Source organism: Micromonospora sp. BL4 (genome assembly GCF_003667505.1).
Lineage (GTDB): Bacteria > Actinomycetota > Actinomycetes > Mycobacteriales > Micromonosporaceae > Micromonospora.
In genome coordinates, this window is sequence record NZ_RCVJ01000080.1 from 13,459 (window position 1) to 37,686 (window position 24,228).

25 protein-coding genes are annotated in these 24,228 nt (G+C 72.8%); 11 read left to right on the forward strand and 14 right to left on the reverse strand.

Annotation, left to right across the window (positions count from 1 at the left end):
• The first annotated feature begins 24 nt into the window (after positions 1 to 24).
• Both EAD89_RS07035 and EAD89_RS07040 read left to right on the forward strand, forming a co-directional pair.
• Complete coding sequence (locus tag EAD89_RS07035; protein WP_199733428.1) at positions 25 to 732, forward strand: transketolase; 708 nt, start codon at positions 25 to 27, stop codon at positions 730 to 732.
• Positions 733 to 734: 2 nt separating this feature from the next.
• Entirely contained in the window at positions 735 to 1,637 is a 903-nt protein-coding gene (locus tag EAD89_RS07040; RefSeq protein ID WP_121675149.1) for a transketolase family protein, read from the forward strand.
• A 4-nt stretch (positions 1,638 to 1,641) separates the two neighbouring features.
• On the opposite strand, the gene EAD89_RS07045 is transcribed toward EAD89_RS07040, so the two are convergent.
• Positions 1,642 to 2,346 carry a glycosyltransferase family 2 protein gene (locus EAD89_RS07045; RefSeq protein ID WP_089018515.1) on the reverse strand — a complete coding sequence of 235 codons (705 nt, stop codon included), beginning with the start codon at positions 2,344 to 2,346 and terminating at the stop codon, positions 1,642 to 1,644.
• A gap of 123 nt (positions 2,347 to 2,469) precedes the next feature.
• Between EAD89_RS07045 and EAD89_RS07050 the strand changes: the two genes are divergently transcribed.
• Together EAD89_RS07050 and EAD89_RS07055 are read left to right on the forward strand one after the other, a co-directional pair.
• Entirely contained in the window at positions 2,470 to 4,692 is a 2,223-nt protein-coding gene (locus EAD89_RS07050) for a phospholipid carrier-dependent glycosyltransferase (protein ID WP_233578279.1), read from the forward strand.
• A 250-nt stretch (positions 4,693 to 4,942) separates the two neighbouring features.
• Positions 4,943 to 6,544 carry a ricin-type beta-trefoil lectin domain protein gene (locus EAD89_RS07055; protein ID WP_121675150.1) on the forward strand — a complete coding sequence of 534 codons (1,602 nt, stop codon included), beginning with the start codon at positions 4,943 to 4,945 and terminating at the stop codon, positions 6,542 to 6,544.
• 40 nt (positions 6,545 to 6,584) lie between these two features.
• Here EAD89_RS07055 and EAD89_RS07060 read toward each other — a convergent pair whose 3' ends face one another.
• The 7 genes from EAD89_RS07060 to EAD89_RS07090 all read right to left on the reverse strand — a co-directional run bounded on the left by EAD89_RS07060 (position 6,585) and on the right by EAD89_RS07090 (position 13,449).
• Positions 6,585 to 7,184: a hypothetical protein gene (locus tag EAD89_RS07060; RefSeq protein WP_121652573.1), complete on the reverse strand. Its 600-nt coding sequence runs from the start codon at positions 7,182 to 7,184 to the stop codon at positions 6,585 to 6,587.
• A gap of 56 nt (positions 7,185 to 7,240) precedes the next feature.
• Positions 7,241 to 8,671 carry a HAMP domain-containing sensor histidine kinase gene (locus tag EAD89_RS07065; protein ID WP_233578286.1) on the reverse strand — a complete coding sequence of 477 codons (1,431 nt, stop codon included), beginning with the start codon at positions 8,669 to 8,671 and terminating at the stop codon, positions 7,241 to 7,243.
• 46 nt (positions 8,672 to 8,717) lie between these two features.
• Positions 8,718 to 9,410: a response regulator transcription factor gene (locus tag EAD89_RS07070; RefSeq protein ID WP_121652571.1), complete on the reverse strand. Its 693-nt coding sequence runs from the start codon at positions 9,408 to 9,410 to the stop codon at positions 8,718 to 8,720.
• 103 nt (positions 9,411 to 9,513) lie between these two features.
• A complete protein-coding gene (locus EAD89_RS07075) occupies positions 9,514 to 10,026 on the reverse strand; it encodes a hypothetical protein (protein ID WP_121675152.1) in 513 nt (170 codons plus the stop codon).
• A 126-nt stretch (positions 10,027 to 10,152) separates the two neighbouring features.
• Positions 10,153 to 11,082 carry a DUF1906 domain-containing protein gene (locus EAD89_RS07080; RefSeq protein ID WP_233578283.1) on the reverse strand — a complete coding sequence of 310 codons (930 nt, stop codon included), beginning with the start codon at positions 11,080 to 11,082 and terminating at the stop codon, positions 10,153 to 10,155.
• Positions 11,083 to 11,206: 124 nt separating this feature from the next.
• A complete protein-coding gene (locus tag EAD89_RS07085) occupies positions 11,207 to 12,208 on the reverse strand; it encodes a phosphotransferase (protein ID WP_121675153.1) in 1,002 nt (333 codons plus the stop codon).
• Between the two features lie 68 nt (positions 12,209 to 12,276).
• Complete coding sequence (locus EAD89_RS07090) at positions 12,277 to 13,449, reverse strand: acetyl-CoA C-acyltransferase (protein ID WP_121675154.1); 1,173 nt, start codon at positions 13,447 to 13,449, stop codon at positions 12,277 to 12,279.
• 123 nt (positions 13,450 to 13,572) lie between these two features.
• Between EAD89_RS07090 and EAD89_RS07095 the strand changes: the two genes are divergently transcribed.
• A complete protein-coding gene (locus EAD89_RS07095) occupies positions 13,573 to 14,001 on the forward strand; it encodes a PH domain-containing protein (protein WP_121675155.1) in 429 nt (142 codons plus the stop codon).
• 50 nt (positions 14,002 to 14,051) lie between these two features.
• Here EAD89_RS07095 and EAD89_RS07100 read toward each other — a convergent pair whose 3' ends face one another.
• Positions 14,052 to 14,966 carry a rhomboid family intramembrane serine protease gene (locus EAD89_RS07100; protein WP_121652566.1) on the reverse strand — a complete coding sequence of 305 codons (915 nt, stop codon included), beginning with the start codon at positions 14,964 to 14,966 and terminating at the stop codon, positions 14,052 to 14,054.
• A gap of 100 nt (positions 14,967 to 15,066) precedes the next feature.
• Positions 15,067 to 15,597, reverse strand: a complete 531-nt coding sequence (locus EAD89_RS07105; protein ID WP_109817197.1) for a peptidylprolyl isomerase — start codon at positions 15,595 to 15,597, stop codon at positions 15,067 to 15,069.
• An 84-nt stretch (positions 15,598 to 15,681) separates the two neighbouring features.
• Between EAD89_RS07105 and EAD89_RS07110 the strand changes: the two genes are divergently transcribed.
• Positions 15,682 to 16,446, forward strand: coding sequence for a hypothetical protein (locus EAD89_RS07110; protein WP_121675156.1), 765 nt, complete (start codon positions 15,682 to 15,684; stop codon positions 16,444 to 16,446).
• 70 nt (positions 16,447 to 16,516) lie between these two features.
• Here EAD89_RS07110 and corA read toward each other — a convergent pair whose 3' ends face one another.
• From corA to EAD89_RS07130, 4 genes are all read right to left on the reverse strand, one after another.
• Positions 16,517 to 17,662, reverse strand: coding sequence for a magnesium/cobalt transporter CorA (gene corA, locus EAD89_RS07115; RefSeq protein ID WP_121652564.1), 1,146 nt, complete (start codon positions 17,660 to 17,662; stop codon positions 16,517 to 16,519).
• 304 nt (positions 17,663 to 17,966) lie between these two features.
• Complete coding sequence (locus EAD89_RS07120) at positions 17,967 to 19,061, reverse strand: PLP-dependent aminotransferase family protein (RefSeq protein ID WP_121656494.1); 1,095 nt, start codon at positions 19,059 to 19,061, stop codon at positions 17,967 to 17,969.
• A gap of 106 nt (positions 19,062 to 19,167) precedes the next feature.
• Positions 19,168 to 19,626 (reverse strand): ester cyclase, encoded by a 459-nt coding sequence (locus EAD89_RS07125; protein WP_121675157.1) that lies wholly within the window; start codon positions 19,624 to 19,626, stop codon positions 19,168 to 19,170.
• Between the two features lie 101 nt (positions 19,627 to 19,727).
• Positions 19,728 to 20,120: a cyclic nucleotide-binding/CBS domain-containing protein gene (locus tag EAD89_RS07130; RefSeq protein ID WP_121656496.1), complete on the reverse strand. Its 393-nt coding sequence runs from the start codon at positions 20,118 to 20,120 to the stop codon at positions 19,728 to 19,730.
• A 114-nt stretch (positions 20,121 to 20,234) separates the two neighbouring features.
• Here EAD89_RS07130 and EAD89_RS07135 point away from each other — a divergent pair, with 114 nt between their 5' ends.
• The 5 genes from EAD89_RS07135 to EAD89_RS07155 all read left to right on the forward strand — a co-directional run bounded on the left by EAD89_RS07135 (position 20,235) and on the right by EAD89_RS07155 (position 24,123).
• On the forward strand, positions 20,235 to 20,684 hold the full coding sequence (locus EAD89_RS07135; protein ID WP_233578284.1) for an NUDIX hydrolase: 450 nt from the start codon (positions 20,235 to 20,237) through the stop codon (positions 20,682 to 20,684).
• On the forward strand, positions 20,681 to 21,448 hold the full coding sequence (locus tag EAD89_RS07140) for a hypothetical protein (protein WP_121675158.1): 768 nt from the start codon (positions 20,681 to 20,683) through the stop codon (positions 21,446 to 21,448). The genes EAD89_RS07135 and EAD89_RS07140 overlap by 4 nt, the downstream gene beginning before the upstream one ends.
• Positions 21,449 to 21,639: 191 nt before the next feature.
• Positions 21,640 to 22,371, forward strand: coding sequence for a sugar phosphate nucleotidyltransferase (locus EAD89_RS07145; protein WP_121675159.1), 732 nt, complete (start codon positions 21,640 to 21,642; stop codon positions 22,369 to 22,371).
• Positions 22,359 to 23,426, forward strand: a complete 1,068-nt coding sequence (locus EAD89_RS07150; RefSeq protein ID WP_121656500.1) for an iron-containing alcohol dehydrogenase family protein — start codon at positions 22,359 to 22,361, stop codon at positions 23,424 to 23,426. Before EAD89_RS07145 ends, EAD89_RS07150 begins: the two co-directional genes overlap by 13 nt.
• Positions 23,401 to 24,123, forward strand: a complete 723-nt coding sequence (locus EAD89_RS07155; RefSeq protein ID WP_121656501.1) for a CDP-alcohol phosphatidyltransferase family protein — start codon at positions 23,401 to 23,403, stop codon at positions 24,121 to 24,123. The genes EAD89_RS07150 and EAD89_RS07155 overlap by 26 nt, the downstream gene beginning before the upstream one ends.
• Positions 24,124 to 24,228: the final 105 nt, after the last annotated feature.

The window sequence follows — 24,228 nt, forward strand, 5'->3', positions numbered from 1 at the left end:
CCCTTCAACTCACAGGCTATCCAGATGATGATGACGACCGCCAACGGGACGATGCCCCCGGTGCCGGGGCCGGTGGCCGGCCCACTGGAACAGCTACGCGCCGGCAGGGAGTTCGGCGCCAACGTGTACTCGACGATCGATGTCCTCTGGGTGCTCTACCACCGCGTCCTGCGGATCACCCCGGAGACCGTCGACGATCCCGAGCGGGACCGCTTCCTGCTCTCCAAGGGGCACGCCGTCGCCGGCTACTACGCGGTGCTCGCCGCGAAGGGCTTCCTCCGCGCCGGCTGGCTCGACGACCAGGGCGGACCGGCGAGCCGCCTCGGCGACCATCCGGACCGGACCCTGGTGCCGGGCGTGGAGATCGGCTCCGGCTCGCTCGGGCACGGCCTCGGCCTGGGCGTGGGCACCGCGCTCGGCCTGCGAGCCCAGGGCCTGCTCACCCCCCGGGTGTACGTGCTGCTCGGCGACGCCGAACTCGACGAGGGATCGAACCACGAGGCGATCGCGTACGCCGGCGCCACCGGCCTCGGCAGCCTGACCGCGGTGGTTGTCGACAACCACTCGGCCACCCACGGCTGGCCGGGCGGCGCGGCGGCCCGGTTCACGGTGAACGGCTGGACCGCCAGCACCGTCGACGGGCACGACCACGACGCGCTGCACACCGCCCTCACCGGCCAGCACCAGGACCGGCCGCACGTCGTCGTCGCGGTCGTCAGGACGGAGGAGTGACAATGCGCGACATCTTCATCGACACCACCGCCGAGTTGCTGACCGAGAATCCGCGTACAGCGCTGGTGCTCGCGGACATCTCCGCCGCCGCGTTCGCCCCGGCCGCCGCGCGGCATCCGGACCGGGTGCTCAACGTCGGCATCCGGGAACAGCTGATGGTCGGAGTGGCCGGCGGCCTCGCCCTCACCGGCCTGCGGCCGATCGTGCACAGCTACGCGCCGTTCCTCATCGAGCGGGCGTACGAGCAGCTCAAGTTGGACCTGGACCATCAGGCCGCGACCGCGGTGCTGGTCAGCGTCGGAGCCTCGTACGACCGCGCGGCGGCCGGCCGGACGCACCTGTCCCCGGCGGACGTGTCACTGATCGACACCCTGCACGGCTGGACCGTGCACGTCCCCGGCCACCCGGCCGAGGTGCCCGCGCTGCTGCGGGACGCGGTGGCCGGCGACGGCTCGGCGTACCTGCGGCTCTCGGTACTGCGGAACGACCGGCCACGCGGCGGCGACGGCTCGCTCGCGGTGGTGCGGAATGCCGGGCCCGGGGCCCCGCTGCTGGTGGCGGTCGGACCGGCGCTGGACGCGGCGCTGGCCGCGGTCGCCGATCTGCCGGTCACCGTGGCCTACACCCACCGGCCGCGACCGTTCGACACCGCCGGGCTGCGGGCACGGGCGGGAACCGAGGTGATCCTGGTCGAGCCGTACCTGGCCGGCACGTCCAGCCGGGTGGTGTCGGCGGCCCTGGTGGACCGGCCACATCGGCTGCTGGCGCTCGGGGTGGGGAGGGCGGATCTGCGTCGCTACGGCTCGCCCGAGGACCACAACCGGTGGCACGGGCTGGACAGCGCCGGCCTGCGCCGTTCCGTCGACGCCTTCCTGGCCGGGGCCCTGCTGGCCGCCGGTCGCTGACCGGTCAGCGAGCCGGCGTGGTGGGACGGCGGCGGGCGCGTTCCCGGCCGAGGATCCAGATCGCCTCGACGCCGTCCTTCCAGGTGATCTTCTTGCCCTCTTCGCGGCCACGCGCCCGGTAGCTGATCGGCACCTCGTACGGACGGATCCGGCGGCGCAGGAGCTTGCCGGTCACCTCGGCCTCCATGCCGAAGCCGCGCGAGCGCACCTCGAGCGACCGGTAGAGCGCCACCGGCATCAGCTTGAAGCAGGTCTCCAGGTCGCCGATGTACGAGTTGAACAGCACGTTGGCCGCCATCGTGACGCCCTTGTTGCCCATCACGTACCAGAAGCTGTAGGCGCTGTGGCTGCCGAAGGTGCGATTGCCGTAGACCACCGTGGCCCGCCCGTCGAGCACCGGGTCGAGCAGCTTGGGGATGTCCTGCGGGTCGTACTCCAGGTCGGCGTCGAGGATGACCATGTAGTCGCCCTCGGCGCTGTCCACCGCCGTCTTGATGGCCGCGCCCTTGCCGGCGTTTCGCTGGTGGGTGATGACCCGGAGGCGGGCGTCGTCGGCCCGACCGAGGATCTCGCCGGTGCCGTCCCGGCTGCCGTCGTCGACCACGACCAGCTCGATCTCGCAGGGATAGTCCACTGCCAATGCCTGCTTGAGGGCATCCGCGATGCGTTCTTCCTCGTTGTAGACCGGCATGAGGATCGAGAGCTTCACGGAAATCTCCACGGTGGCGACAATACGTCGGGCATAGCCTAGCCTGGCTGGTCAGCCGACGCCGGCCGCCACCGCCGGGCCGTCATCGTGGCGACTTCAGCCGGATGGTGTTTACTTCCCGCCATGTCGGCTGCCGGCTCTCTGCTCGCGGCGGTTCCTGCCGCCGCGGTGCTCCTGCTCACCGTCGCGACGAGGCCACGCGGGGTCGACGCGGTGGCGCCGCTGCGGCTCGCGGTGGTGCGCGCCGCTGTGCTCACGGGCGCGTACGCGGTGCTCGTCGTCGAGTTGCTGGGCGCTCTGCACGCGCTCACCCGACCGGCGTTCGTCGCCGCCTGGCTGCTCTTCCTGGCCGTCGCCGCGACGGCCGCGGGGCTGCGGTGGCGCCGGGTGAGTCGGCTCGCGCAGCCGTCCGCCGCGACACGCCGAGCGGTTCCGGTCGGCGCCACCGTGCCCGCCGGGCCCGGCCCGGAGACACCCGGCCCGCTCGCCGACGGCGGCGACGCCGGAAGTGACCCCGCGTCCCGGCGGGTCGTTCGGACGCCCGGCGTTCTGCTCGCCGTGGCGGTCGACACCTGGCGTACGGCGGGTCGGGGCGAGCGCCTGCTCGCCGGCGCGATCGGCGGGCTGGTCCTGCTGGAGTTGCTGGTCGCGTTACTGGCCGAGCCCAACAACTTCGACTCTCAGACGTACCACCTGCCCAAGGTCGAGCACTGGGTGGCCCAGAGCGACCTCGACTTCTGGGCCACCGCCATCCACCGGCAGGTGACCATCCCGCCCGGCGCCGAGTATCTGCTGCTGCACCTGCGCCTGCTCACCGGTGGTGACCAGCTGTACAACCTGGTGCAGTGGGCGGCCGGGGTGGGCTGCCTGCTGGTGGCGGCGCGGATCACCGCGCAGCTCGGCGGCGGCCGGCGGGCCCAGTTGATCACCGCGTTCGTACTGGCCAGCACGCCGATGGTGGCGCTACAGGCGACGAGTACGCAGACCGACCTGGTCTGCGCGGCCTGGGTGGCCTGCGCGGCGACCCTCGTGTTGGACGGGCTGCGCCGCCGGAACGGTTGGGGCACCCTGCTCGCGCTCGGCGCGGCCACCGGGCTGACTGCGGTGACCAAGACCAGCGGTCTGATCGCGGTCGGTCCGCTGCTGGTGCTCTGGGGGTTGGCCCAGCTCCGGCTGGCGCTGGCCGCCGACCGGACACCGACCGGCGCGACGGCGGTCGGTCAGGTGCGGCGACCGCGGCCGGTCGGCGGGGTGGCCCGCACCGTCGGCGGTTCGGTGCTGATCCTCCTGGTCGCGGCCATGGTGGTCGGGCCGTTCCTGGCCCGGGTGACGGCCGAGTTCGGGCACCCGTTGGGGCCACCCCGGCTGCGCGAGTCGATCCCGATGGAACGACACGATCCGCCGTCGATCCTGGTCAACGCGCTGCGGATCGGGCACACCGCGTTCGACACCCCGCTGGCGCCGCTGCGCCGGCTGGGCGCCGAGGTGATCATCGGCGGGGCCGACGCGATCGGGGTCGACCCGCAGGACCGGGCGATCACCTTCGGCCGGGAGGTCTTTCCGGAGCCCGCCTGGTACCCGGACGAGGACCGGGTGGCGTTCCCACTCGCCGGTGCGCTGGCGCTGATCGGCGTCGCTGTCGCGCTCGTCCGGCCGCGCCGGATCGACGCCGGGCAGGCGGGGCCGTTGCGCGGGTACGCGGTGGTGGTGCTGGCCACCGTCCTGCTGCACACCTCGATGATCAAGTGGCAGCCGTGGGGAAACCGGCTGCTGCTCTACGCCCTGGTGCTCGCCGTGCCACTGGCCGGGCTCTGGCTCGACGCGCTCTTCCGCCGCCAGTTCGCGGCTGCGGCGGCCGACGGAGCGGGTACCGGCCCTGGGCGGCGGTCGGTGGCCACGGTCGCGGCTGTCACCGTGCTGGCCACCTCGGCGCTGGCCGGGGTGCTGGCGCTGTCGTACGGCTTCCCCCGCCGGCTCGTCGGCAGCGGCTCGGTCTTCACCACCTCGGACTGGGACACCCGGTTCCTGCGTCGCCCGCAGTGGGCCGACGAGTTCCGCTGGGCCGCCACCGAGGTCCGGGACAGCGGTGCGCGCCGGATCGGGCTGGTGCAGCAGAACGACAACTGGGAGTACCCGTGGTGGCTGCTGCTGCGGCAGCCGGACGGACGCTCGCCGGATCTGCTGGCGATGCAGTCGGTGCTGCCGGAACGCCCGCCGGCCGACCCCACCTCGGTGGACGCGATCGTCTGCACCGGCAGCCAGCCGGCGTGCGCCAAGCTGGTCCCGGCCGGCTGGCGGCTGGAGTTCCGCGGCTACGTCGGGTACGCGCTGCCGCCCGGCCGCTGACCCGGGTCCGTGGAGGTGATCGACACGGTGCCGGCGATATCGCGGCATCGGGCCGACCGGACACCCCGATATCGCCGACCTGGGGGCCGGGCATCCGCGCCACCGCGTGACGCGCCGCCCGGATCGTCCGATCCGGGCGGTTCTGCATCCCGCGCGCAAGGATCCGAAGCGCATTCACATCCGCTGATCGGCACGTTACCGTCTGGTAACTCAATCGACGTCCCGCGATTGAGCCGAAAGGAGTGCGTCGATGCCTGCTACCCCCGCCAGGCCCGAACGCGCGACCCGACGACGGGCCATCACCGTCGCCGTCGCCGTCGCCGCTCTCGTCCTGCCGATGCTCGCCGGACCCGCCGCCCCCGCCACCGCCGCCGACCGGCCGACCGTCCAACCGCTCCCCGCCAACCTGGAGGCCATCCGGGCCGCCGAGGCGACCGCCCTCTACGGCAGCCCGGCGATCCGCCCGATCGAGCAGCGCCGCACCGCGCTGATCACCATGGGTGACAGCGAAATCTCCGGTGAGGGGGTCGGCAACTACGTGCCCGGCACCCACCAGCCGGGCAACTGGTGCGACCGCTCGTACGACCAGGCGCTGTTCCGCACCGGCATCCCCTCGGACGCGCAGTACAACCTGGCCTGCTCCGGCGCCACCCCGTGGAACCTGATCGCCGGCGGCCCGACCCAGCACAACGAGCTGAACCAGGGCGACTACCTGGGGATCAAGGCGCGCAACACCCACGTGAAGCTGATCTGGGTGGTCGTCGGCGCGAACGGCGACGGCACGATCCAGTTCGGCCCGGTCGCCACCGACTGCGCGATCAGCCGGGTCTTCTTCCAGGGCCCCTGCTACCCGCGCTACACCGACCAGTGGACGATCCGCACCGACGGCAGTCGCCAGGCCGTGGTCGACGCGCTCAACGACATCCGGCAGACCATGACCAAGGCCGGCTACCTGCGCTCGGACTACGAACTGGTGCTCATGTCGTATCCGAGCCCGGGCAGCCCGGACGTGGAGGACAACCCGAACTTCCCCGGCTGGTACTCCGGCGGCTGCCTGCTCTACCTGGCCGACGCGGCGTTCGCCCGGAACAAGGCCGTGCCGATGTTCGAGTCGGCGCTGCGCGCCGCGGCCACCCAGACCGGCACCCGTTACCTGGATGCCAGCCGCCTCTTCCACGGCCACGAGGTGTGCACGGACAACACCTCGGTCCGGGGCCTCTACATCGAGATCGGGATCTGGGACGAGAACGCCGCCCGGCAGTCGTTCCACCCCAACGCCCGCGGCCACGGCATGTTCGCCCAGTGCATCACCCAGTTCTGGAACTCGGGGCAGGAGCGGGCCAGCTGCGTCGACCCGGCCAGCACCGGCGGCGGCGTGCTCTACCCGGGGTTGCTGGAGTTCAAGCAGCTGCGCAACCTCGCCACCGGCACCTGTGTCGACGGCAAGGGGTACGACTCCCGCAACGGCACCGTCCAGCAGCCGTACACCTGCCACGGTGGGCGTAACCAGGGCTTCTGGTACGACCCGGGCCGGCGGTCGCTGCACTCGGAGCTCTCCCACGACCGTTGCCTCGACATCGCGAACGGGTCGCTGACGTCCGGCACCGCGGTCAACATCTACGACTGCAACGGCACCCCCGCCCAGCAGTTCGTCTTCGCCGGTAACCAGATCAAGCCGGCCGGCGCCGGCAACCTCTGCGTGACGTTCGACAGCCCGTGGCTCGGCAGTCCGCGGCTGCGGTTGGCCGGCTGCTTTAGCAGCACCCGGCAGCAGTGGTCGTTCGAGCCCCGGACCGCCGCCAACCCGGTCGGCTACGGTCACGACGACTTCATCGGCTCCCGCGTCTACTGACGAGGGAAGGGGCCCTGGCGTCGACCAGGGCCCCTTCCTCTCACTTGGCGCGGGGGATGAGGATGAGCCGGGCAGTGCCCTTGTCGCCGTCCTTCGCCCCGGCGACGCCGAGCGTCGTGCCGACCTTGACGTCGCTCGCCTGCACGGTGGCGCGCCGCTCGACGACCCGGAGGTCGTCGCCGAAGGTCCACGTCATGGTGAAGCCGTCGGTGGACTTCACGGTCATCGAGTCACCGTCGATCGCGGTCACCTCACCGCGCTGCACGGCGACCGTCTTCGTACCGCCGTCCTTCGTCTTCACCACGGCTTCGCCGTGCAGGGTGTTCCTGCGCAGCAGCACGCGGGCCTGGCGGCGCTTGCGCCACTCCTCGCCGCGCTTCTCCCGGGCCTTGTCCTGGGCGGTGGGCGAGGCACCGGGCGCCGGGGTGGCCGGCGCGGCGACGGTCAGCACGTCCAGGTCGTTGGCGTCGAAGCCCATGGCGGCCAGTGCCTGGCCCTCCACGCCCATCGCCGCGGCGACCTCGACGGCGGCCTCCCGGGCGGGTTGGCTGGCCACCTCGGCCGCGCCGCAGCCGCTGACACCGAGCGCCACCGCCGTGAGCAACGACGTGGTGGCGGCGGCAAATCCCCAACGTGGCATGACTGTCCCTCTCGTCCGTGGAGCCCTCAGCCTGCCCGGCGACGACGAGCGCAGCGTCAGACCGATGTTCGGGTCAGGTAAGGATCACCGGGCAGCCGGACCGTGAACGCGGCGCCGCCCTCCGGCGCGTGACCGGCGACGATCTCCCCGCCCAGCCGGCGGACCAGCCCGGCGGCCAGCGCCAGCCCCAGCCCGCTGCCCACCTTGCGCACCCCCCGGTAACGCTGGTGCAGCGCACCCCGCTCGAACGCCACCGCCAGGTCGTCGTCGGTGAAGCCGGGCCCGCCGTCGCGGACCTCCAGCACGCCGCCGGCGGCCGGGTCCGCGCCGGCCGCCCGGACCGCGAGCACCACCGGCGCCCCCGGGGGTACGACCCGCAGCGCGTTCTCCAGCAGCCCGTCCACCACCTGCCGGATGCGCCCCGGATCGGTGTACACCGGCACCGGCCCACCGGGCGTCTCCATCCGGAACGGCACTCCGACCGCCGCGCAACGGTCGGACCAGGTCGCCTCGGCGTCGACGGCCAGCCGGGCCAGGTCCACCGGTACCGGTTCCAGCGGGAAGTCGGCGGCCTCCAGCCGGGCCAGCGCCAGCAGGTCGCCGATCAACCGGTCCAGGTGCTGGGCCTCGGCCAGCACCGTCCGGCCGGTGCCGGCCATGCCCTCCGCGTCGATCACGCCGTCGGCCAGTGCCTCGGCGTACCCCCGGATCGCGGTCAACGGGGTCCGCAGCTCGTGCGAGACGGAGAGCAGAAACTCCCGCTGTCGGCCCTCGCTGGTGGCCAGCGCGGCGGCCAACCCGTTCAACGCCTCGGCCAGGTCGGCGACCTCGTCCGGCGGCTCGACCGGCACCCGGACCGCGCGGTCCCCGGCACGCAGACGGGCGGCGGCGGTGGCCGCGACGCGAATCGGCCGGGCCAATCGGCGGGCCAGCAGCAGCCCGGCCACCACGCCGGCGGCGAGCCCCGCCAGCAGCGGCAGCCAGAGGCTGAGCAGCACCTGCTGCCACAACCCGCTCGTTGAGGCGCGGGAGAGCACCACCCCGTTGCCGCCGGGCAGCGCCCGGCCCTCGACCAGCGCGCGCCTGCCGTTGACCGGCCGGCGGACCGACACGTTGCGGCCCTGCTCGATCCGCTGCACCACCCGGGGTGGCAGGCCCGGCCGGTCGACGACTCCCCGCCGGATCAGGTACGCGTCGATGTCCTGTGCCCGCAGCTGCTGGATGAGCCGCTCCTCGTCGGCGGTACGACCCCGGTCCAGCCGGGTCCGCAACACCTCGGCGGCGAGTCGGGCCTGCGCGGCGAGCGCCTCCTGATCGCGTCGCTCCGCGCCCCGGATCGCCAGCGGCACCGCGACGATCGCGGTGACCAGCACCGACACCAGCGCCACGGCACAGGTGACCAGCACCGCCCGGGTGGTCAGCGTCCGGCCGGGACGGCTGCGCCGGGGCGCGGTCGGGGGTCGGGCGCCGATCACCGGCAGCGTCATGGTCGGCGACTCGGGTCGCGCCGTGGGCTGCCGCCAACCGGGCTGGTCAGGCATCGGCCGCGTACCCCACGCCCCGGTGGGTCCGGATCACGCTGGCCGGGCCGAGCTTCGCCCGCACCTGAGCGACGTGCACGTCGACCGTGCGGGTGCCGGCGTGCGCGGCGTAGCCCCACACGCCGGCCAGCAGCTCCTCCCGGGTGAAGACCCGCCCGGGCCGGGCCATCAGGTGGGCCAACAGGTCGAACTCGGTGGAGGTGAGCTGCACCGGGGCGCCGGCGGCGGTGACCGTCCGACGGGCCGGGTCGAGCGTCACCGGGCCGACGACGCGCGGCCGGTCCGCACCCTCCGGGCCGCCGGCGGAGCGGCGCAGCACCGCGCGCACCCGGGCGACCAGCTCACGGGGGCTGAACGGCTTGGTGACGTAGTCGTCGGCGCCCAGCTCCAGGCCGACGATCCGATCCACCTCGTCGTCCCGGGCGGTGAGGAAGATGACCGGCGTCCAGTCGCCGCCCTCGCGCAGCTGGCGGCAGATCTCGGTGCCGGGCAGCCCGGGCAGGGCGATGTCCAGGACGCAGGCCACCGGACGCAGCCGCCGGGCGGCGGCCAGGCCGGCCTCACCGTCCCGCTCCAGGTGGACGCCGAACCCGTCGCGGGTGAGATAGAGCCGGACCAGGTCGGCGATGGCCGGCTCGTCCTCGACCACGAGGACGAGCCCGCGGTGCGGCGGTTCGACGGTCACCGGCCCATGATTGCCGACCCGGCGCTCTCGGCGCGATCGGCGCGTGTTCGAGTTCGGTAAAGGCGGGGCGGAGGGCCGCCGCCAGCGGTGGGGCGGTGGGGCGTCAGCGCGCCACGACGGGTCGGAGCACGCTGGGCCGCGTGGCGGCCGGCACCTCGCCGATGGTGGCGACGATCCGCTCGCGGGGCGTCCGCAGGCGGGTCCGGAAGGCGTGGTTGAGCAGCGCGTCGAGCTGCCACACCCGCTTCGGGTGGGTGGTACGGATCAGGAACCGCTCGCGGATCCCGTCGATGGCGGTCGCGGCCAGCTCGACCGAGTGCAGACGCGGGTCGGGGCTCCAGGTGACGTTGCTCAGCTCCCGCAACTCGGTGTTGAGGTGCAGACGCAGCCGGTGCAGCAGCCGGGTCTGCTGGGTCACCACCAACCGACGGTGGGTCAGGAGCAGCAGGTAGTCGCCGGTGATCGGGCGGTCCGGGCGGCTGCAGCGGGTGACCAGGATGGTGGCGTCACCGGAGCCGACGCAGCGCCGGAAGACCGGCATGTGCCGGCTCAGGGTCTGCACGGCCAGGCCAGCCTCGGCGGCGGCCGGAAGGAACGTTCGGGAGAAGACGTCCATGACCTGCCCAACGACCTCTTCGACGGAAGTGACGTGGGTCACGGCCGTTTTTTGGAACTTCCACGCGCGGTGTCGCACCGGCTGTCCGACATCGAGCCGCCCGGCCTGAGGGGCGGCCGACCGGCGTCAGCGGGTCGGCGGCAGCGCGCCGAGCCGGTTGAGGGTCCGGGGCTGGTCGCGGAAGACCCCGCGCAGCAGCCAACTCGGCTGGAGCCGCGGCTGCCGGAGATCGAGGTAGTTGCTGTCGATGTTGATCCGCACCCCGCCCCAGGTCTCGTGGTGGTCGCCTTGGTACTGCTTCATCCGACGGCCGGGCATCCAGTACGACGCCGGCAGGGCGCTGTCCGACACCGTCTGGACGCCGTCCCAGCGGGCGAAGTCGATCACGTCAGGGCGAGCATGCCCCGGCCGCTGGTAGACCGCCACCTGGTCCGCCAAGCCCGCAGAGGTGACCTTGGTGTAGAAGCCGGAGAGGAACCGCAGCTGGTGCAGGCGCAAGGTCCACGCGCTCACGAAGGAGTTGACCGCTGCGGTGCAGGCGGCGTTCCCGGCCGGGTAGTTCTCCATGTCGAGCGTGATCGTGCTGGCAAGGGACAAACCGAGGCTGCGGGCGTTACGGACCGCGTCGTCGGCCGCCTCACGGCCCTGAGCCGCGGCCCGAGCCGGGTCGATCTTCCGCTGGTACGTCGAGCACGGCGCCTGGAGGCCGACGTAGAGCGGGAAGAGCCGCCAGCCGGCCGCCTGCTGGGTCGCCACCCAACTCGGGGTCAGGTTGGGCTGGGCACAGCCCCGGTTGACGCCACCGATGTAGATGCCGACCGCTCGGTAGGGCGACTGCAGCCACGCCTTCATGGCCGCGTTCGACGGAGCGGCGCAGGTGTCGAACCCGAGCCCGGTGAACGTCCCGGGCTGTGGCCCGTTGTACGCGGCGGCGGCCCACGCCGGCCGCGCGGCGCCGGTCAGCCCGGCGCCCATCGCGAACACCACAACCGCCAACGCGGCGAGAACCCGGTGGCTGCCACGACGCGGGTCGAGCCGAGGAGGGCTGAGGGTCACGTGTATTCCGATCTGATGTGGACGGTGGGCGCGGCCAGCGGCAAATCCTGCCCGCTCGACCCGCCGCCTGTCCAGGCCGGTGCTCGCGATCCGTGGACGGCCGCCAGGGATGGCCGGGACGGCTTCAGGCCGGGTCGGATTCCAGCAGCTCCGCCAACCAGCCGGGGACCGCGTCGGCGTACTCGGCGCGGGCCGGATCGGCGGTGTCGAGGGCTCGCCGCCAGGAGAGCGACCGGCTCACCGCGCCCAGGCCCACTGCCAGGTCAGCGGCCTCGAGCAGGGTACGGCGATCGTACCGGTCGGTCCACGCCTCCAGGTAACCGTCGCGCAGCCGGGCCAGTCGGGTGTCGTCGGCATTCAGGTCGGTGGCGTACCGGATCGAGCGCAGGGTCACCAGCAGCGTGCCGAAGGGGTGCGCCACCGAGGCGTCACCCCAGTCGAAGTAGCGGTACCCGTCCGGTCCGGCGAACACGTTGCCGTCGTGCAGGTCGTCGTGCTGCACCGTGGCCGGGATGCCGATGTCGGCGAGCCGGCGGCACCGCTCGGCGTACGCCGGCAACTCGGCCCGCAGCCGCTCGTACGTCTCCGGGCTGAGCCCGCCTTCGTCGCCGATCCGCAGTGACGAACGGTCGTCGAGCAGCTCGTCGAACAGCCCGGCAAGCACCTCGGGGCGGTGGTCCGGCACGCCGAGGGCGATCAGTTCCTCGGCCCGGGGCGCGCTGGCCAGTTGGAGCGCGGCGTACCCGGGCAGCGCCCGCTCCCAGTGCGCCAGGTCCGGGTCACGGCCCAGCACGTCCCGCAGCGACTCTCCGCCGTCGGGCAGCAGCGACCAACCCCGAACCGGGTCCACCGCGATCGGTGCGAGGACCCGCTCGGGCGCCAGGTCGGCCAGCGCCGCGATCAGGACGGCCTCGTGCACCGTGCCCGGGTTGTTGGCCTTGAACCAGACCGGCCCACCGTCGGTGGGCACCTTCCACACCAGCGACCACGGGCGCACCCGGGGCTCCACCGGCCCGGTCACCCGCCGACCGGCCTGACTGAGCTGCTCGTCCACCCAGGAACGGGCCCGCACCTGCCACTGCTCTCGGGACCAGTCGGGGGCGCGCTCATCGGCGATCGTCGTCACAGTGCGCACCCTAGGCGGCCGAGCCGGGCCGGGGCGAGGACTTTTCCCCGCAACGACCGGGGCGGGAGTCAGAGCAGCTCGACGATGGTCGCGTTGGCCATGCCGCCGCCCTCGCACATGGTCTGGAGGCCGTAGCGGATTCCGTTGTCCCGCATGTGCTGGAGCATCGTGGTCATGATCCGGGCGCCGGAGCCGCCGAGCGGATGACCGAGGGCGATCGCCCCGCCGCGCGGGTTGAGCCGCTCCGGGTCCGCCTCGGTCTCCGCCAGCCAGGCCAGCGGCACCGGGGCGAACGCCTCGTTCACCTCGTACACCCCGATCTCCTCGATGCCCAGCCCCGCGCGGCGCAGCGCCTTCGCGGTGGCCGGGATGGGCGCGGTGAGCATGGTGACCGGGTCGTCGGCGGCGACCACGGCGGTGTGGATCCGGGCCAGCGGCCGCAGGCCGTGCCGGCTGGCCCACTCGCCGGTGGTGACGGCGAGGGCCGCCGCGCCGTCGGAGATCTGGGACGCGGACCCCGCGGTCACCACGCCGTCGGCGCGGAACGGCGTGGCCAGCTCGCCGAGCTTCTCCAGCGAGGTGTCCCGGCGGATGCCCTCATCGGCGGCGAACTTGCCGCCGTCGGCGAGCGGCACCGGCGCGAGTTCCGGATCGAACGCGCCGGCGTCCTGCGCGGCGGCCGCCTTCTCGTGGCTGGCCAGCGCGAACTCGTCGAGCTGGGTACGCGAGAAGCGCCACCGCCGAGCGATCAGCTCGGCCCCGACCCCCTGGTTGAACGGCAGCGGCGCGTCGTCGGCGAAGCCCTCCACGCCCCGGTAGCGGGTCCGGAGCTGGTCGCTGAACGGCATGCCGCCGGCCACACTGGAGCCCATCGGCACCCGGGTCATCGACTCCACCCCGCCGGCGACCACCAGATCGGCCTGGCCGGAGAGGACCGTCGCGGCGGCGAAGTGCAGCGCCTGCTGGCTGGAGCCGCACTGCCGGTCCAGCGTGGTGCCGGGCACGGTCTCGGGCCACCCGGCGGCGAGCACGCCGTTGCGGGCGATGTTCCAGGACTGCTCGCCGACCTGGGACACGCAGCCCCAGAAGACGTCGTCGACCTGCGCCGGGTCGAGCCCGGTGCGCTCGGCGAGGGCGCGCAGCACGTGCGCCGAAAGGTCGACCGGGTGGACGCCGGCGAGGCTGCCCTTGCGCCGACCGACCGGAGTGCGTACCGCGCCGACGATGACCGCGTCACTCATGTTTACTCCCGGGTAACTTGAGCTGTCCCGATCCTACGTCGTCCACAAACCGGTCGTCCGCCCCCGGTCCGGTCCACCCGCGGACGGGTGCCGGCGCGGTGCGGACGCTGGCATGCTGGCCGGATGGATGCCGAAGCTTTCCCGGTCCGGCAGTGGCGGGTGCCGGCGGGCGTACCGCTGGCGAAGCTGGCCGGCGCGGTCGTCCTGGTGGCGCTCGGCCTGCTCCTCGCCGAGGGCGACCCGGTGCAGCTGACACTGATCGGGCTGGTCGTCGCCGGCCTGGTCGGCTGGGCGCTGCGCGATGTCCTCGCGCCGGTCCGACTCGCGGTGGACCCGGCCGGCGTGGTGGTCCCGCAGGGTTTCGCCGGCCGCCGGCTGCTGCCGTGGGCCACGGTCGAGCGGATCACCGTGGACCGCCGGCCCCGGCTCGGCCTGACGACCGAACTGCTGGAGATCGACGCCGGCGAGTCGCTGCACCTGTTCGGCCGGTACGACCTGGGGGCCACCCCGGACGAGGTGGCCGAGGCGCTGCGGGCGGTCCGCCCGGCGTGACCGCGACGCCCCGGCGTGACCGCCCCGGCACGACACGCGCGCCGACCGGGTCAGCCGGCGAGCAGCTGCGCGGTGCGGAACAGGACCAGGCCGAGCAGTATCAGCAGGATCACCGCGCCGCCGGCGACCTGCACCAGCGTGCGCCGACCGCGCGGCGCGTACGCGAGCACCAGGGCCATCGCCCCACCGACCACCAGGCCACCCAGGTGCCCCGGGATCGAGATGCCCGGCACGGTCAGCGTGAACACCAGGTTGATCACCAGGATCGGGATCACCTGGGAGATGTCCCGGCCCAGCTTGCGTTCGATGATGATCAGCGCGGCGAAGAGGCCGAAGACGGCGGTGGACGCGCCGGCGGTGGCCGAGTTCTGCGCGCTGAACAGGTAGGCGGCGACGTTGCCGCCGAGACCCGCGATCAGGTAGAGCGCCCCGAAGCGCAGCGGGCCGAGGTTGGCCTCCAGCGACCGGCCGAGCACCCACAGCGCCCACATGTTGAGCAGCAGGTGGATCACGCCGTAGTGCAGGAACATGGCGGTGACCAGCCGGTACCACTCGCCGTCGGCGACCCCACCGAGCGTGCCGTCGGGGAAGACCGCCAGCCCGAGGACCGAACCCCAGTTGGTCAGCGGCGTGCTGCCGCCCATCAGGCCGCCGAAGCCCGAGCCGCCCACCGCCGCGTCCCCGCCTCGGTCCGAGGCGATGGAGAGCAGCATGAGCAGCACGTTCAGCGCGATCAGCGCCTTGGTGACGTAGCCGTGCCGGCCGGCGGTACCGCCACCAAAGGCGGTACGCGCCGGCCGGACGCTGCGACGTCCCTCGTTGACGCACTCCGGGCACTGGTGCCCGACGGACGCGTCCCGCATGCAGTCCGGGCAGATCGGCCGGTCGCAGCGGGAGCACCGGACGTAGGTCTCCCGGCCGGGGTGCCGGTAGCAGACCGGGGTGGTCGGCGGAGACTCGCTCACCGGGCCGACCCTCCGTCCGCCACCGCGCGGTCCACCGACACCAGCCGGTGCGGTGCTCCGGAGCGCTCAATCATGCGAGCAAAGGTACCTCGCCCGTCGATCAGGCAGCGGACCGCTCGATCTCGACCCGCTCGATGACGACGTCCTGGAGCGGACGGTCGCTCGGGCCGGTCGGGGTGCTCGCGATCGAGTCGACGACCTTCACCGACTGCTCGTCGGCCACCTGGCCGAAGATGGTGTGCCGGTTGTTGAGGTGCGGCGTCGGAGACACGGTGATGAAGAACTGCGAACCGTTGGTGCCCGGTCCGGCGTTCGCCATCGCCAGCAGGTAAGGCCGATCGAAGCGCAGCTCCGGGTGGAACTCGTCGGCGAACTTGTAGCCCGGCCCGCCCCGACCGGTGCCGGTCGGGTCGCCCATCTGGACCATGAAGCCGCTGATCACCCGGTGCGAGATGGTGCCGTCGTAGTACGGACCGCTGCCCGGCTGACCGGTGCGCGGGTCGGTGTACTCCCGGTTGCCCTCGGCCAGGTCGATGAAGTTGCGAACCGTCTTCGGCGCGTGGTTGGGGAAGAGCTCCAGCCGGATCGGGCCAGCGTTGGTGTGCAAGGTGGCGTAGACAGCCTCGGCCACGGGTACTCCTCACTCGTTGGTCAGTTCCATGCGGATCCTCCCATGTGCCCGATCTGGCATCGCGGAGGCATCCGAAGGTGGAGGATGACGAAGGAACAACTCCCAGGAGGTGGGACCGTGTTTGGAATCGGGCGGCGTAAGTCCCGGGGCCAGCTTGCCAAAGCCGAGCTGAACCAGAGCATCAGCCACCTGATGCTGGCAGCCAACCACGCCGCCAAGGGCGCCGGCGCAACGGTGGGTCCGCGGGTCCAGGTGGCCCGTGGCTACGTCGAACCGGCTGCGGCCAAGGTGCGCGACCGCGCTTCGACCGGCTGGGGGACGACACTCACCACGCTGGCACCGCTTGCCGCGGCGGCCCGTGACGGCGCCGCGCAGGCCGGGCCGCTCACCAGGAAAGCCAGGTCGAAGAACATGCGGATCACCAAGAAGAAGCAGCCGCGGCGGCGCGGCTCGATGATGACGGGCCTGCTCGCAGCGGGTGCGATCGCCGGGCTGGCCGGTGCGGTCGCCCTGCGCCGCCGCCGTGAGCAGCAGGAGTGGGCCGAGTACGACCCGACCCGCACCCTGGAGCCGATGCGCGACGAGGTGGATTCGATCGAGGTGCGGACCCCGTCCGCCACCAAGGGGACCGACGGGTCCGCGATGGCCGGGATGACCGGCGCCGGTAGTTCCGCGGTGGCCGGCGGCGACAGCGCCAGCACCACCGGTGCGCCCAAGCCGACCGGTGTTCGCCCGACCGACAAGGTCCCTTCGGTCGCCGAGGGCGCCAAGGACGCCTCCGGGCGCCCGGCCGACGACCTCACCAAGGCGCTGGGCAAGGACACCGCCCGCACCAACGGCCGCCGCTGACCCCGACGGCAGCGAACCGAGCGCCGGCGGACGCGGTTCCCCGCGTCCGCCGGCGCTGTCGCGCGAGCGGTCAGAGCCAGCCGTTGCGGCGGAACCATCGGTAGAGGGCCAGGGAGACGCCGAGCATCAGGGCGAGTACGACGGGATAGCCGTACGTCATGTTCAGCTCGGGCATGTTGTCGAAGTTCATCCCCTCGACGCCCGCGATGGAGGTCCAGACCGCGGCGATGGCCGCCCAGGCAGCGATCTTGCGCATGTCGTTGTTCTGGTCGACGGTGACCTGGGCCAGCCGCGCCTGGAGGATCGAGTTCAGCAGGTCGTCGTAGGAGTTCACCTGCTCGACGGTGCGGCTGAGGTGGTCCTGCACGTCCCGGAAGTAGCGCCGGATCTCCTTCGGCACCTCCCGGTTGACCTGCGAGGTCAGCGTCATCAGCGGCCGCTGTAGCGGCACCACGGCCCGCTTGAACTCCACCAGCTCCCGCTTCATCTGGTAGATCCGCTGGATCCGCCCATGGCCGTTGCGGTCGAAGACCTCCGCCTCCAGCACGTCGAGGTCGTCCTCGATCTGCTCGGCGACCTCCAGGTAGAGGTCGACCACCCGGTCGGTGATCGCGTACGCGACCGACCACGGGCCCTGGAGCAGCAGCTCCTGCTTGGTCTCCAGGTCTGCCCGGACCGGCGAGAGCCGGCAGGCGTCGCCGTGCCGGACGCTGATCAGGAAGTTCGGGCCGATGAAGAGCATCACCTGGCCGGTCTCGACGACCTCGGAGTTCTCGTTCAGCTCGGCGTGCTCGCAGTACCGCGCGGTGCGCAGCACCAGGAAACTGACGTCGCCGAACCGCTCCAGCTTCGGGCGCTGCTGGGCCTTCACGGCGTCCTCGACGGCCAGCTCGTGCAGCCCGTACGTCTCCGCGATGGCGGTCATCTCGGCCAGCTCGGGCTGGTGCAGACCGAGCCAGACGAAGCCGTGCTCCTCGCGGCGGGCCGCGGCCAGCGCATCGGCGTACGTCCAGTCGCCCGGTTGCCGCTTGCCGTCGACGTAGAGCGCGCAGTCGACGACGCCGCTGCGCCCGGTGCCGGCCGGGGTCGGCACGGGCGGCGAGCCGTCCGCGTTGAGGATCCGGGTCATCGCCCGGACCGGCGACGGCCACGCCCGGGGTCGCAGCACCCGGGGGGTGTGCGACGGTGTCCCGCCCTGACCTGGTCGATCCGTCATCGCGCCACCTCCCCGCGCTCGGCTGCGGCTTGAGGCTACGCCCGTCGCGGCCGGGGGCACGTGTGACGGCGGTCGCGTGGGGCGGCGCCGGGCGGACCGGGTCGCATCGGGGGGTGCGGGGACGACACGGCCCACCCGGCGCCTGTGGGGGCGGGGGTTGTGCTGCGCGCGTCACCGGAGGCGGGGGTGTTGATCTCCACTACGCCTGATGAGTGACGCTCGCAGCATTGTGGGCCGCCGGCCGTCCGGGCGGGAGTCCCGGGACGGCCGGCATCGTCGTTCTGTCGGGAACTTGACAGAAACGTCAGCCGCGGACGGCCTCGACGGCGGCCGCGAGCCGGCGGACACCCTCGTCGATCCGATCGGCGGTGACCGCCGAGAAGGCCAACCGCAGGGCGTGCTGCCCGCCATCGATCATGAAGTCGCTGCCCTTCACCACGGCGACCCCCCGCTCGGCCGCGGCGGAGGCGAGCCGGTCGACCAGCACGTCGTCCGGGAACTCCACCCAGAGGAAGTAGCCGCCGTCGGGCTCCACGAACCGCGCCTGCGGCAGGTGCCGGCGCAGCGACTCGGCGAGCACCCGGGCCCGCTCGCCCAGCGCCGCCCGGACCGTCCCGATCGAGCGGTCGATGTCACCGGAGACGCAGAACTGGTGCACGATCGCCTGGGACACCATGCCGGGCGAGATGTAGAGACTGGTCGCGTTCTTGGCGATGTCGGCGATCAGATCCGCCGGGCCGACCAGGTACCCGACCCGCACACCCGGGCAGACCGTCTTGGTGAAGCTCGACGCGTGCACCACCACGTCGCGGGTGTCCAGCGAGAGCATCGACGGCAGCGCGTCCCCACGGAACCGGATGTCCGCGTACGGGTCGTCCTCGAAGATCGTGAACTCGTACTCCGCGGCCAGGTCGAGCAGCTCCCGGCGCTTCTCCAGCGAGAGCGTCATGCCGGCCGGGTTCTGGTAGTTCGGAATGACGTGCGCCAGCCGGGGCCGGACCCCGGACTCCAGCAGCTTGCGCAGCTCGGCGGTGTCCAGGCCGTCCGGCTGGACCGAGACGCCGTGCAGCTCGCTGCCCATCCGCTGGAGGTTGAGCAGCGTCCGGTCGTACGTCGGCCGCTCCACCACCACCGCGTCGCCGGGGCGGACCAGGTGGTCGAAGAGGAACGCGTCGGCCTGCAGCGACCCGTTGGTGACCAGCACCTGGTTGGCCTCGACCCCGTGCTTCTCGGCGATCCACCTGCGCAGCGGAACGTAGCCGACGGAGGTGCCGTAGGCCGTGACCCCGGCTGGGTCGGCGTCGAAGGCACGGACGGCGGCGGCCTTGAGCCCCTCGACATCGACGATGTCCAGCGAGGGAGCCCCACGGGCGAAGGAGATCAGCTGCTCGGCGGTCATGGATGTTGAGCGTACGGGCGGCGGTGGGGGACGCGCGGACGGCACGGCGATGTCCGCATCCTGAGCCACCGGGTCGGGTGACCCGTTTCCACCGGTCGGCGTCAGATCAGACCGGAAGGGCGAGCGAGTCGTGCTGCGCTCCCCGGGAAAGTCCCTCCAGCTGCACGCCGAGCGCGTCGAGGAGCTGGCTCCAGTCGAAGTAGGACCGCCAGGCGACGATCCGTCCCCGGCGGGCCCGAACCACATCGGCCACGTCCCAGCTCACCGTGCGGCCGGTGGGCGCGACGGTGCCGAACGGCGAGTGCAGCGTGCCGGCGTGGGTGCCGCTCATGCGCAGCTCCACGGCTGCGCCCCCGGCCGTGCGCACCGCGCCCAGCGGGTCGACCCGCAGGTCCGGGAAGGCGCCGGTCCAGGTCCGCAGCAGCGCGGGCAACTCGATCGGGCGGACCGTGACGCCCGGCATGGAGTAGAACGCCTCCGGTGCGTAGAGGTCCGGCAGCCGGGCCACGTCCCGACGCAAAAGCATGGCGTACTGCTGCTCGACCAGGCGCTCCGCGTCGCGCATCGGACCCTCCCCCACGGGCCACGGCGTCTCCGCTCCCGCAAGGTATCCCTACCCGTCGATCCGGCCGGCACACCTGCCCGCCCGAACCCCGGTGCGCCCGGTCAGGTCGCGGCGCCCACCTGGCTCTCCGCCCAGACCCGCATGATGTCCCGGACGGAGATCACCCCCGCCACCTCACGGCCGTCCAGCACCACCAGGTGCCGGAACCCGCCCCGGGCCATCGCGGCGGCCGCCTCCGCCACCGTCCAGTCCGGGCCGGCGTAGACCACGTCCCAGGTCAGGTGAGCGCCGGTGCGTTCCACGTCGCAGTCCAGGCCGGCGCCGATGGCCTTCAACACGTCGCGTTCGGTCATGATCCCGATCCCCTCGGAATCCGGGTCGATCACGACCGCCGACCCGACACCACGGGCCGACATCATCCGGGCCGCCTGGCGGAGCGTGTGCTCCGGACCGACGACGAGGACCTGGCTGGACATCGCTTCCCGTACCTGCATCACGCATCACCCCTTTGGGACGGTGGCATCCGGTACCGACATGGTGGTCCGTGAATGTTTCCTGGACAAGACCGGGCATCGCCGTTTCGCCGGCACGCTCGCTACTGTCGGACGGTGTCCACCGAGCCCCTGCGCTGCGCCGGCGCGCTGATCGTCGACCACGACGGCCGCATCTTCTTTCAGCGCCGTTCGCCGCACCGGCGCCTCTTTCCCAACTGCTGGGACATCGTCGGCGGCCACCTGGAGCCGGGCGAGGACGTCGACGAGGCGCTCCGGCGGGAGGTCACCGAGGAGACCGGCTGGACCCTCTCGCACGTCCTCGGTCAGGTCGGTGAGTACCACTACGTCGGCGACGACGGTCTCGCCCGGATCGAGCACGACTTCCTGGTCCGGGTGGACGGCGACCTGGGCCACCCGACGCTGGAGGCCGGCAAGCACACCGAGTACCGGTGGCTGACCGAGCACGAGGTGACCGTTCTGGACGAGCACCGCCACGTCAACGACGGGCTGATCCGGCGGATCGCGGAGGAGGGCTTCGCCGTCCTGCGGTCGATCGGTCTGTGAACACCGTCGAGCTGGCGCCGCACCGGTTCGCCGGTCTGCTCGCCCCGGCCGTGGACCGGGCCTTCGTCGCCGGCATGCTGGCCGGTCGGAACGGTGGTGGCGCCGAACTGAGCCAGCGGTACGGCGGGCCGGCCGCCAACGGATTCCTGGTGGAACTGCGCACCCGGCTGGCCGCACCCGGTGGCACGGTCGACGGGCCCGGGTTCGCGGCGATCACCCGGTACCGCGACCCGGCCGTCTGCCACCGGAGCGTGGACAAGCATGTGGCGCACGGCATGCTCCACCGCCGACCGGACGGCGGGCTGTCCGCCACCGAACGAGGCGCCGCCTTCCTCACCGAGCTGTACCAGGTGCACGCCGAGGTCACCGAGGAGCTGTGGGCCGGGCAGGACGAGCGGGTGACGCGGCTGGTGGCGGCGCTCGGCCGGTTGCTGGCGTACGCCCTGGTGCTGGCCGACGAGGAGGGGGACCCGGGCGGGTCGGCGTTCACCGCGATGGCGCCCCCGCACGAACCGGACGGCACCCCGCCGGGCGTGCTGCTGCTCAACCGGCTCGGCACGCTGCGCTACCACCGGGCCGACGCGCACGCCGCAGCCTGGACCGCCGCCGGGCACACCGCGACGAGCATCGCCACCCTGCCGGCCGGCCCGGAACGGCTCGCCATCGAGCTGGAGACCGACCGTCGGGCAGCCGGCCCGTACACCGCGCTCGGCGCGGAAGAGCGGTTGACCATGCTCGCCGACCTGGCGGCGCTGCCCGGCTGACCGGCGGCGCTGCCCCTGGCTGGGCGGCGACGCTGCCCCCGGCTGACCGGCGACGCTGCCCCTGGCTGACCGGCGACGCTGCCCTGGCTGGGCGGCGGCGCTGCCCGGCTGGGCCGGTTGGCCGGAGCGGCCCGCCCGCCCGGGGCTATCCTCCAGCGGTGACGGGGAGCAGCACGAGGAAGGATGTCGGGATGATCGGGATGGTGCTCGCGGCCGGGGCAGGGCGCCGGCTGCGCCCGTACACCGACACCCTGCCCAAGGCGTTGGTGCCGGTGGACGGGGAGACCACGATCCTGGACATCGCGCTGGGCAACCTGGCCGAGGTCGGGCTCACCGACGTCGTGATCGTGGTCGGCTACGCGGCGGACGCGGTCCGCGAGCGGCAGGCCGACCTGGAGAAGCGGTACGGGGTCACGCTCACCCTGGTGCACAACGACAAGGCCGAGGAGTGGAACAACGCCTACTCGCTCTGGCTGGCTCGCGAGTACTTCGCGCGCGGTGTGCTGCTCGTCAACGGGGACACCGTGCACCCGGTGAGCGTGGAGAAGACCCTGCTCGCCGAGCGCGGGCCGGGCATCCTGCTCGCCGTGGACACGCTCAAACCGCTGGCCGAGGAGGAGATGAAGACCACCTTCGACGCCGCCGGCCAGCTCACCCGGATCACCAAGGTGATGGACCCGGGCGAGGCGTACGGGGAGTACATCGGCGCCACGCTCATCGAGCCGCAGGTCGCCGACGCGCTCGCCGACGCGCTGGAGGCCACCTGGCGGCGCGACCCGAACCTGTACTACGAGGACGGCTATCAGGAGTTCGCCGACCGGGGCGGCGAGGTGCGGGCCGCGCCGATCGGCGACGTGCCCTGGGTCGAGGTCGACAACCACGCCGACCTGGCCCGCGCGCGGGAGATCGCGTGCCGCTACTAGCCCGTACGGTCAACACCCCGCTGCTGATCGAGGTCCGGCGGGGCGCGGTGGCCGACCTGGGGCTGCTGCTGGCCGACCGGCGGATCTCGGCCGGTGGTGACGTCGCGGTGGTGGTCGGCCCCGGCCAGGGCGAGAAGATCGCCGAGCTGTGCCGGCCCAGCCTGGGCTCGGCCGACGTCTTCACCGTGGTCGGCGGCACCATCGACGCCGCGAATGAGCTCGGTGACCGGCTCCGGTCCCGCTCCTACGATGCGGTGATCGGCATCGGCGGCGGAAAGACCATCGACACCGCCAAGTACGCCGCCACCCGGTACGGCATCCCGATGGTGACCGTGGCGACCAGCCTCGCCAACGACGGCATCGCCTCGCCGACCGCCTCGCTCGACCACGAGGGCGGCAAGGGTTCCTACGGGGTGCACATCCCGATCGCGGTGATCGTCGACCTGGACTTCGTGGAGAACGGGCCGGACAGTCAGACCCAGGCCGGGATCGGCGACGCGGTCAGCAACGTGAGCGCCTGCGCCGACTGGGAACTGGCTCACGAGGTCCGCGGCGAGCCGATCGACGGCCTTGCCGTGACGCTGGCGCGAACCGGCGCCGAGGCCCTCATCAACCACCCTGGCAAGATCACCGACGACGCGTTCCTCACCACCCTCGCCGAGGCGCTGATCCTCGGCGGGATCGCCAGTTCGGTGTGCGGGTCGACCCGCCCGGCCAGCGGCGGTGACCACGAGATCTCCCACGCCATCGACCGGCTCTACCCCGGCACCGCCTCACACGGTGAGCAGGTAGGGCTGGGCGCGCTCTTCTGCACCTTCCTCCGGGGCGACCCGGAGCGGTTCGGTCAGCTCGCCCGCTGCCTGCACCGGCACGGCCTCGCCACCGTCCCGGGCGATCTGGGGCTGACCGACGACCAGTTCGTCGAGGCGGTGCAGTTCGCGCCACGCACCCGGCCGGACCGGTACACGATCCTCGAGCACCTGGCGTTGTCGCCTACCGAGACGCGGGAGCGGCTGGCAGACTACGCCGGTGCAATCCGCGACCAGCTTGGCTGACCCCCGTCCCACCATCGCCGACTTCCACCGGGTGAACCGGGGCGGCGGCCTGTTCAGCGAGTCGATCAGCCAGTGGCTGGGCGCCGCCTTCGCGCTGGTCGCCCAGCGGCTGGGGCTGCGCCCGACCACGCTGACCATCACCAACCTGGTGCTCGGGCTGGCCACCTCGGTCACCGTGGTGGCGCTCGCCGGCCCGGTCGCGGACGGTGACGTGCCAGCCTGGGTGGTCGGCGTGCTCGCCCTGGTGGGCTGGCAGGTGGCGTACTCCCTGGACTGCGCGGACGGACAACTCGCCCGGGTGACCGGCCAGGGCAGTGCGGCCGGCGCCCGGGTCGACGTGCTCTGTGACGTGGCCGCGCAGATCGCCCTGGTGGCGGCGCTGGCCGCCACGGCGGTGGCGCAGGAGCCGTCGACCCCGACCTGGCTGGTGGCGACCTTCGCCGGCACCTGGATGGTCAACCTCGTCACCTCGGTGATGCAGGCCGGCCCGAACGCGGCCAGCATGGTCACCTCGACCTCGCTGCCGATCCGCCTGGTGAAGCTGGTCCGCGACTACGGCGCCGTGATCTTCGTGGCCGCCCTGGTACTGGCCGTCGCCCCCGCGCTGGTCCTCTGGGTGATCGTGGCCTTCACCATCGTCAACGGCGGCTTCCTGCTCGCCAGCATCGCCTTCTCGGCGCGCGCCTCCGTGCGCTGACGCCCACGGCGTTCCCCGCGCCCGGGGCCGGGCCGGGCCGCGTCGGGCCGGGCCGGGCCGGCGCTGGGCCGCGCTGGGCCGGCGCTGGGCCACGCTGGGCCGGCG

Excerpts from the sequence above, each read along its gene's own strand:
- EAD89_RS07035 (WP_199733428.1), top strand. The coding sequence starts at position 25 with ATGATGATGACGACCGCCAACGGGACGATGCCCCCGGTGCCGGGGCCG.
- EAD89_RS07040 (WP_121675149.1), top strand. The coding sequence starts at position 735 with ATGCGCGACATCTTCATCGACACCACCGCCGAGTTGCTGACCGAGAAT.
- EAD89_RS07050 (WP_233578279.1), top strand. The coding sequence starts at position 2,470 with ATGTCGGCTGCCGGCTCTCTGCTCGCGGCGGTTCCTGCCGCCGCGGTG.
- EAD89_RS07055 (WP_121675150.1), top strand. The coding sequence starts at position 4,943 with ATGCCTGCTACCCCCGCCAGGCCCGAACGCGCGACCCGACGACGGGCC.
- EAD89_RS07060 (WP_121652573.1), bottom strand. The coding sequence starts at position 7,184 with ATGCCACGTTGGGGATTTGCCGCCGCCACCACGTCGTTGCTCACGGCG.
- EAD89_RS07065 (WP_233578286.1), bottom strand. The coding sequence starts at position 8,671 with ATGACGCTGCCGGTGATCGGCGCCCGACCCCCGACCGCGCCCCGGCGC.
- EAD89_RS07075 (WP_121675152.1), bottom strand. The coding sequence starts at position 10,026 with ATGGACGTCTTCTCCCGAACGTTCCTTCCGGCCGCCGCCGAGGCTGGC.
- EAD89_RS07090 (WP_121675154.1), bottom strand. The coding sequence starts at position 13,449 with ATGAGTGACGCGGTCATCGTCGGCGCGGTACGCACTCCGGTCGGTCGG.
- EAD89_RS07095 (WP_121675155.1), top strand. The coding sequence starts at position 13,573 with ATGGATGCCGAAGCTTTCCCGGTCCGGCAGTGGCGGGTGCCGGCGGGC.
- EAD89_RS07110 (WP_121675156.1), top strand. The coding sequence starts at position 15,682 with ATGACGAAGGAACAACTCCCAGGAGGTGGGACCGTGTTTGGAATCGGG.
- corA (WP_121652564.1), bottom strand. The coding sequence starts at position 17,662 with ATGACGGATCGACCAGGTCAGGGCGGGACACCGTCGCACACCCCCCGG.
- EAD89_RS07120 (WP_121656494.1), bottom strand. The coding sequence starts at position 19,061 with ATGACCGCCGAGCAGCTGATCTCCTTCGCCCGTGGGGCTCCCTCGCTG.
- EAD89_RS07125 (WP_121675157.1), bottom strand. The coding sequence starts at position 19,626 with ATGCGCGACGCGGAGCGCCTGGTCGAGCAGCAGTACGCCATGCTTTTG.
- EAD89_RS07130 (WP_121656496.1), bottom strand. The coding sequence starts at position 20,120 with ATGCAGGTACGGGAAGCGATGTCCAGCCAGGTCCTCGTCGTCGGTCCG.
- EAD89_RS07145 (WP_121675159.1), top strand. The coding sequence starts at position 21,640 with ATGATCGGGATGGTGCTCGCGGCCGGGGCAGGGCGCCGGCTGCGCCCG.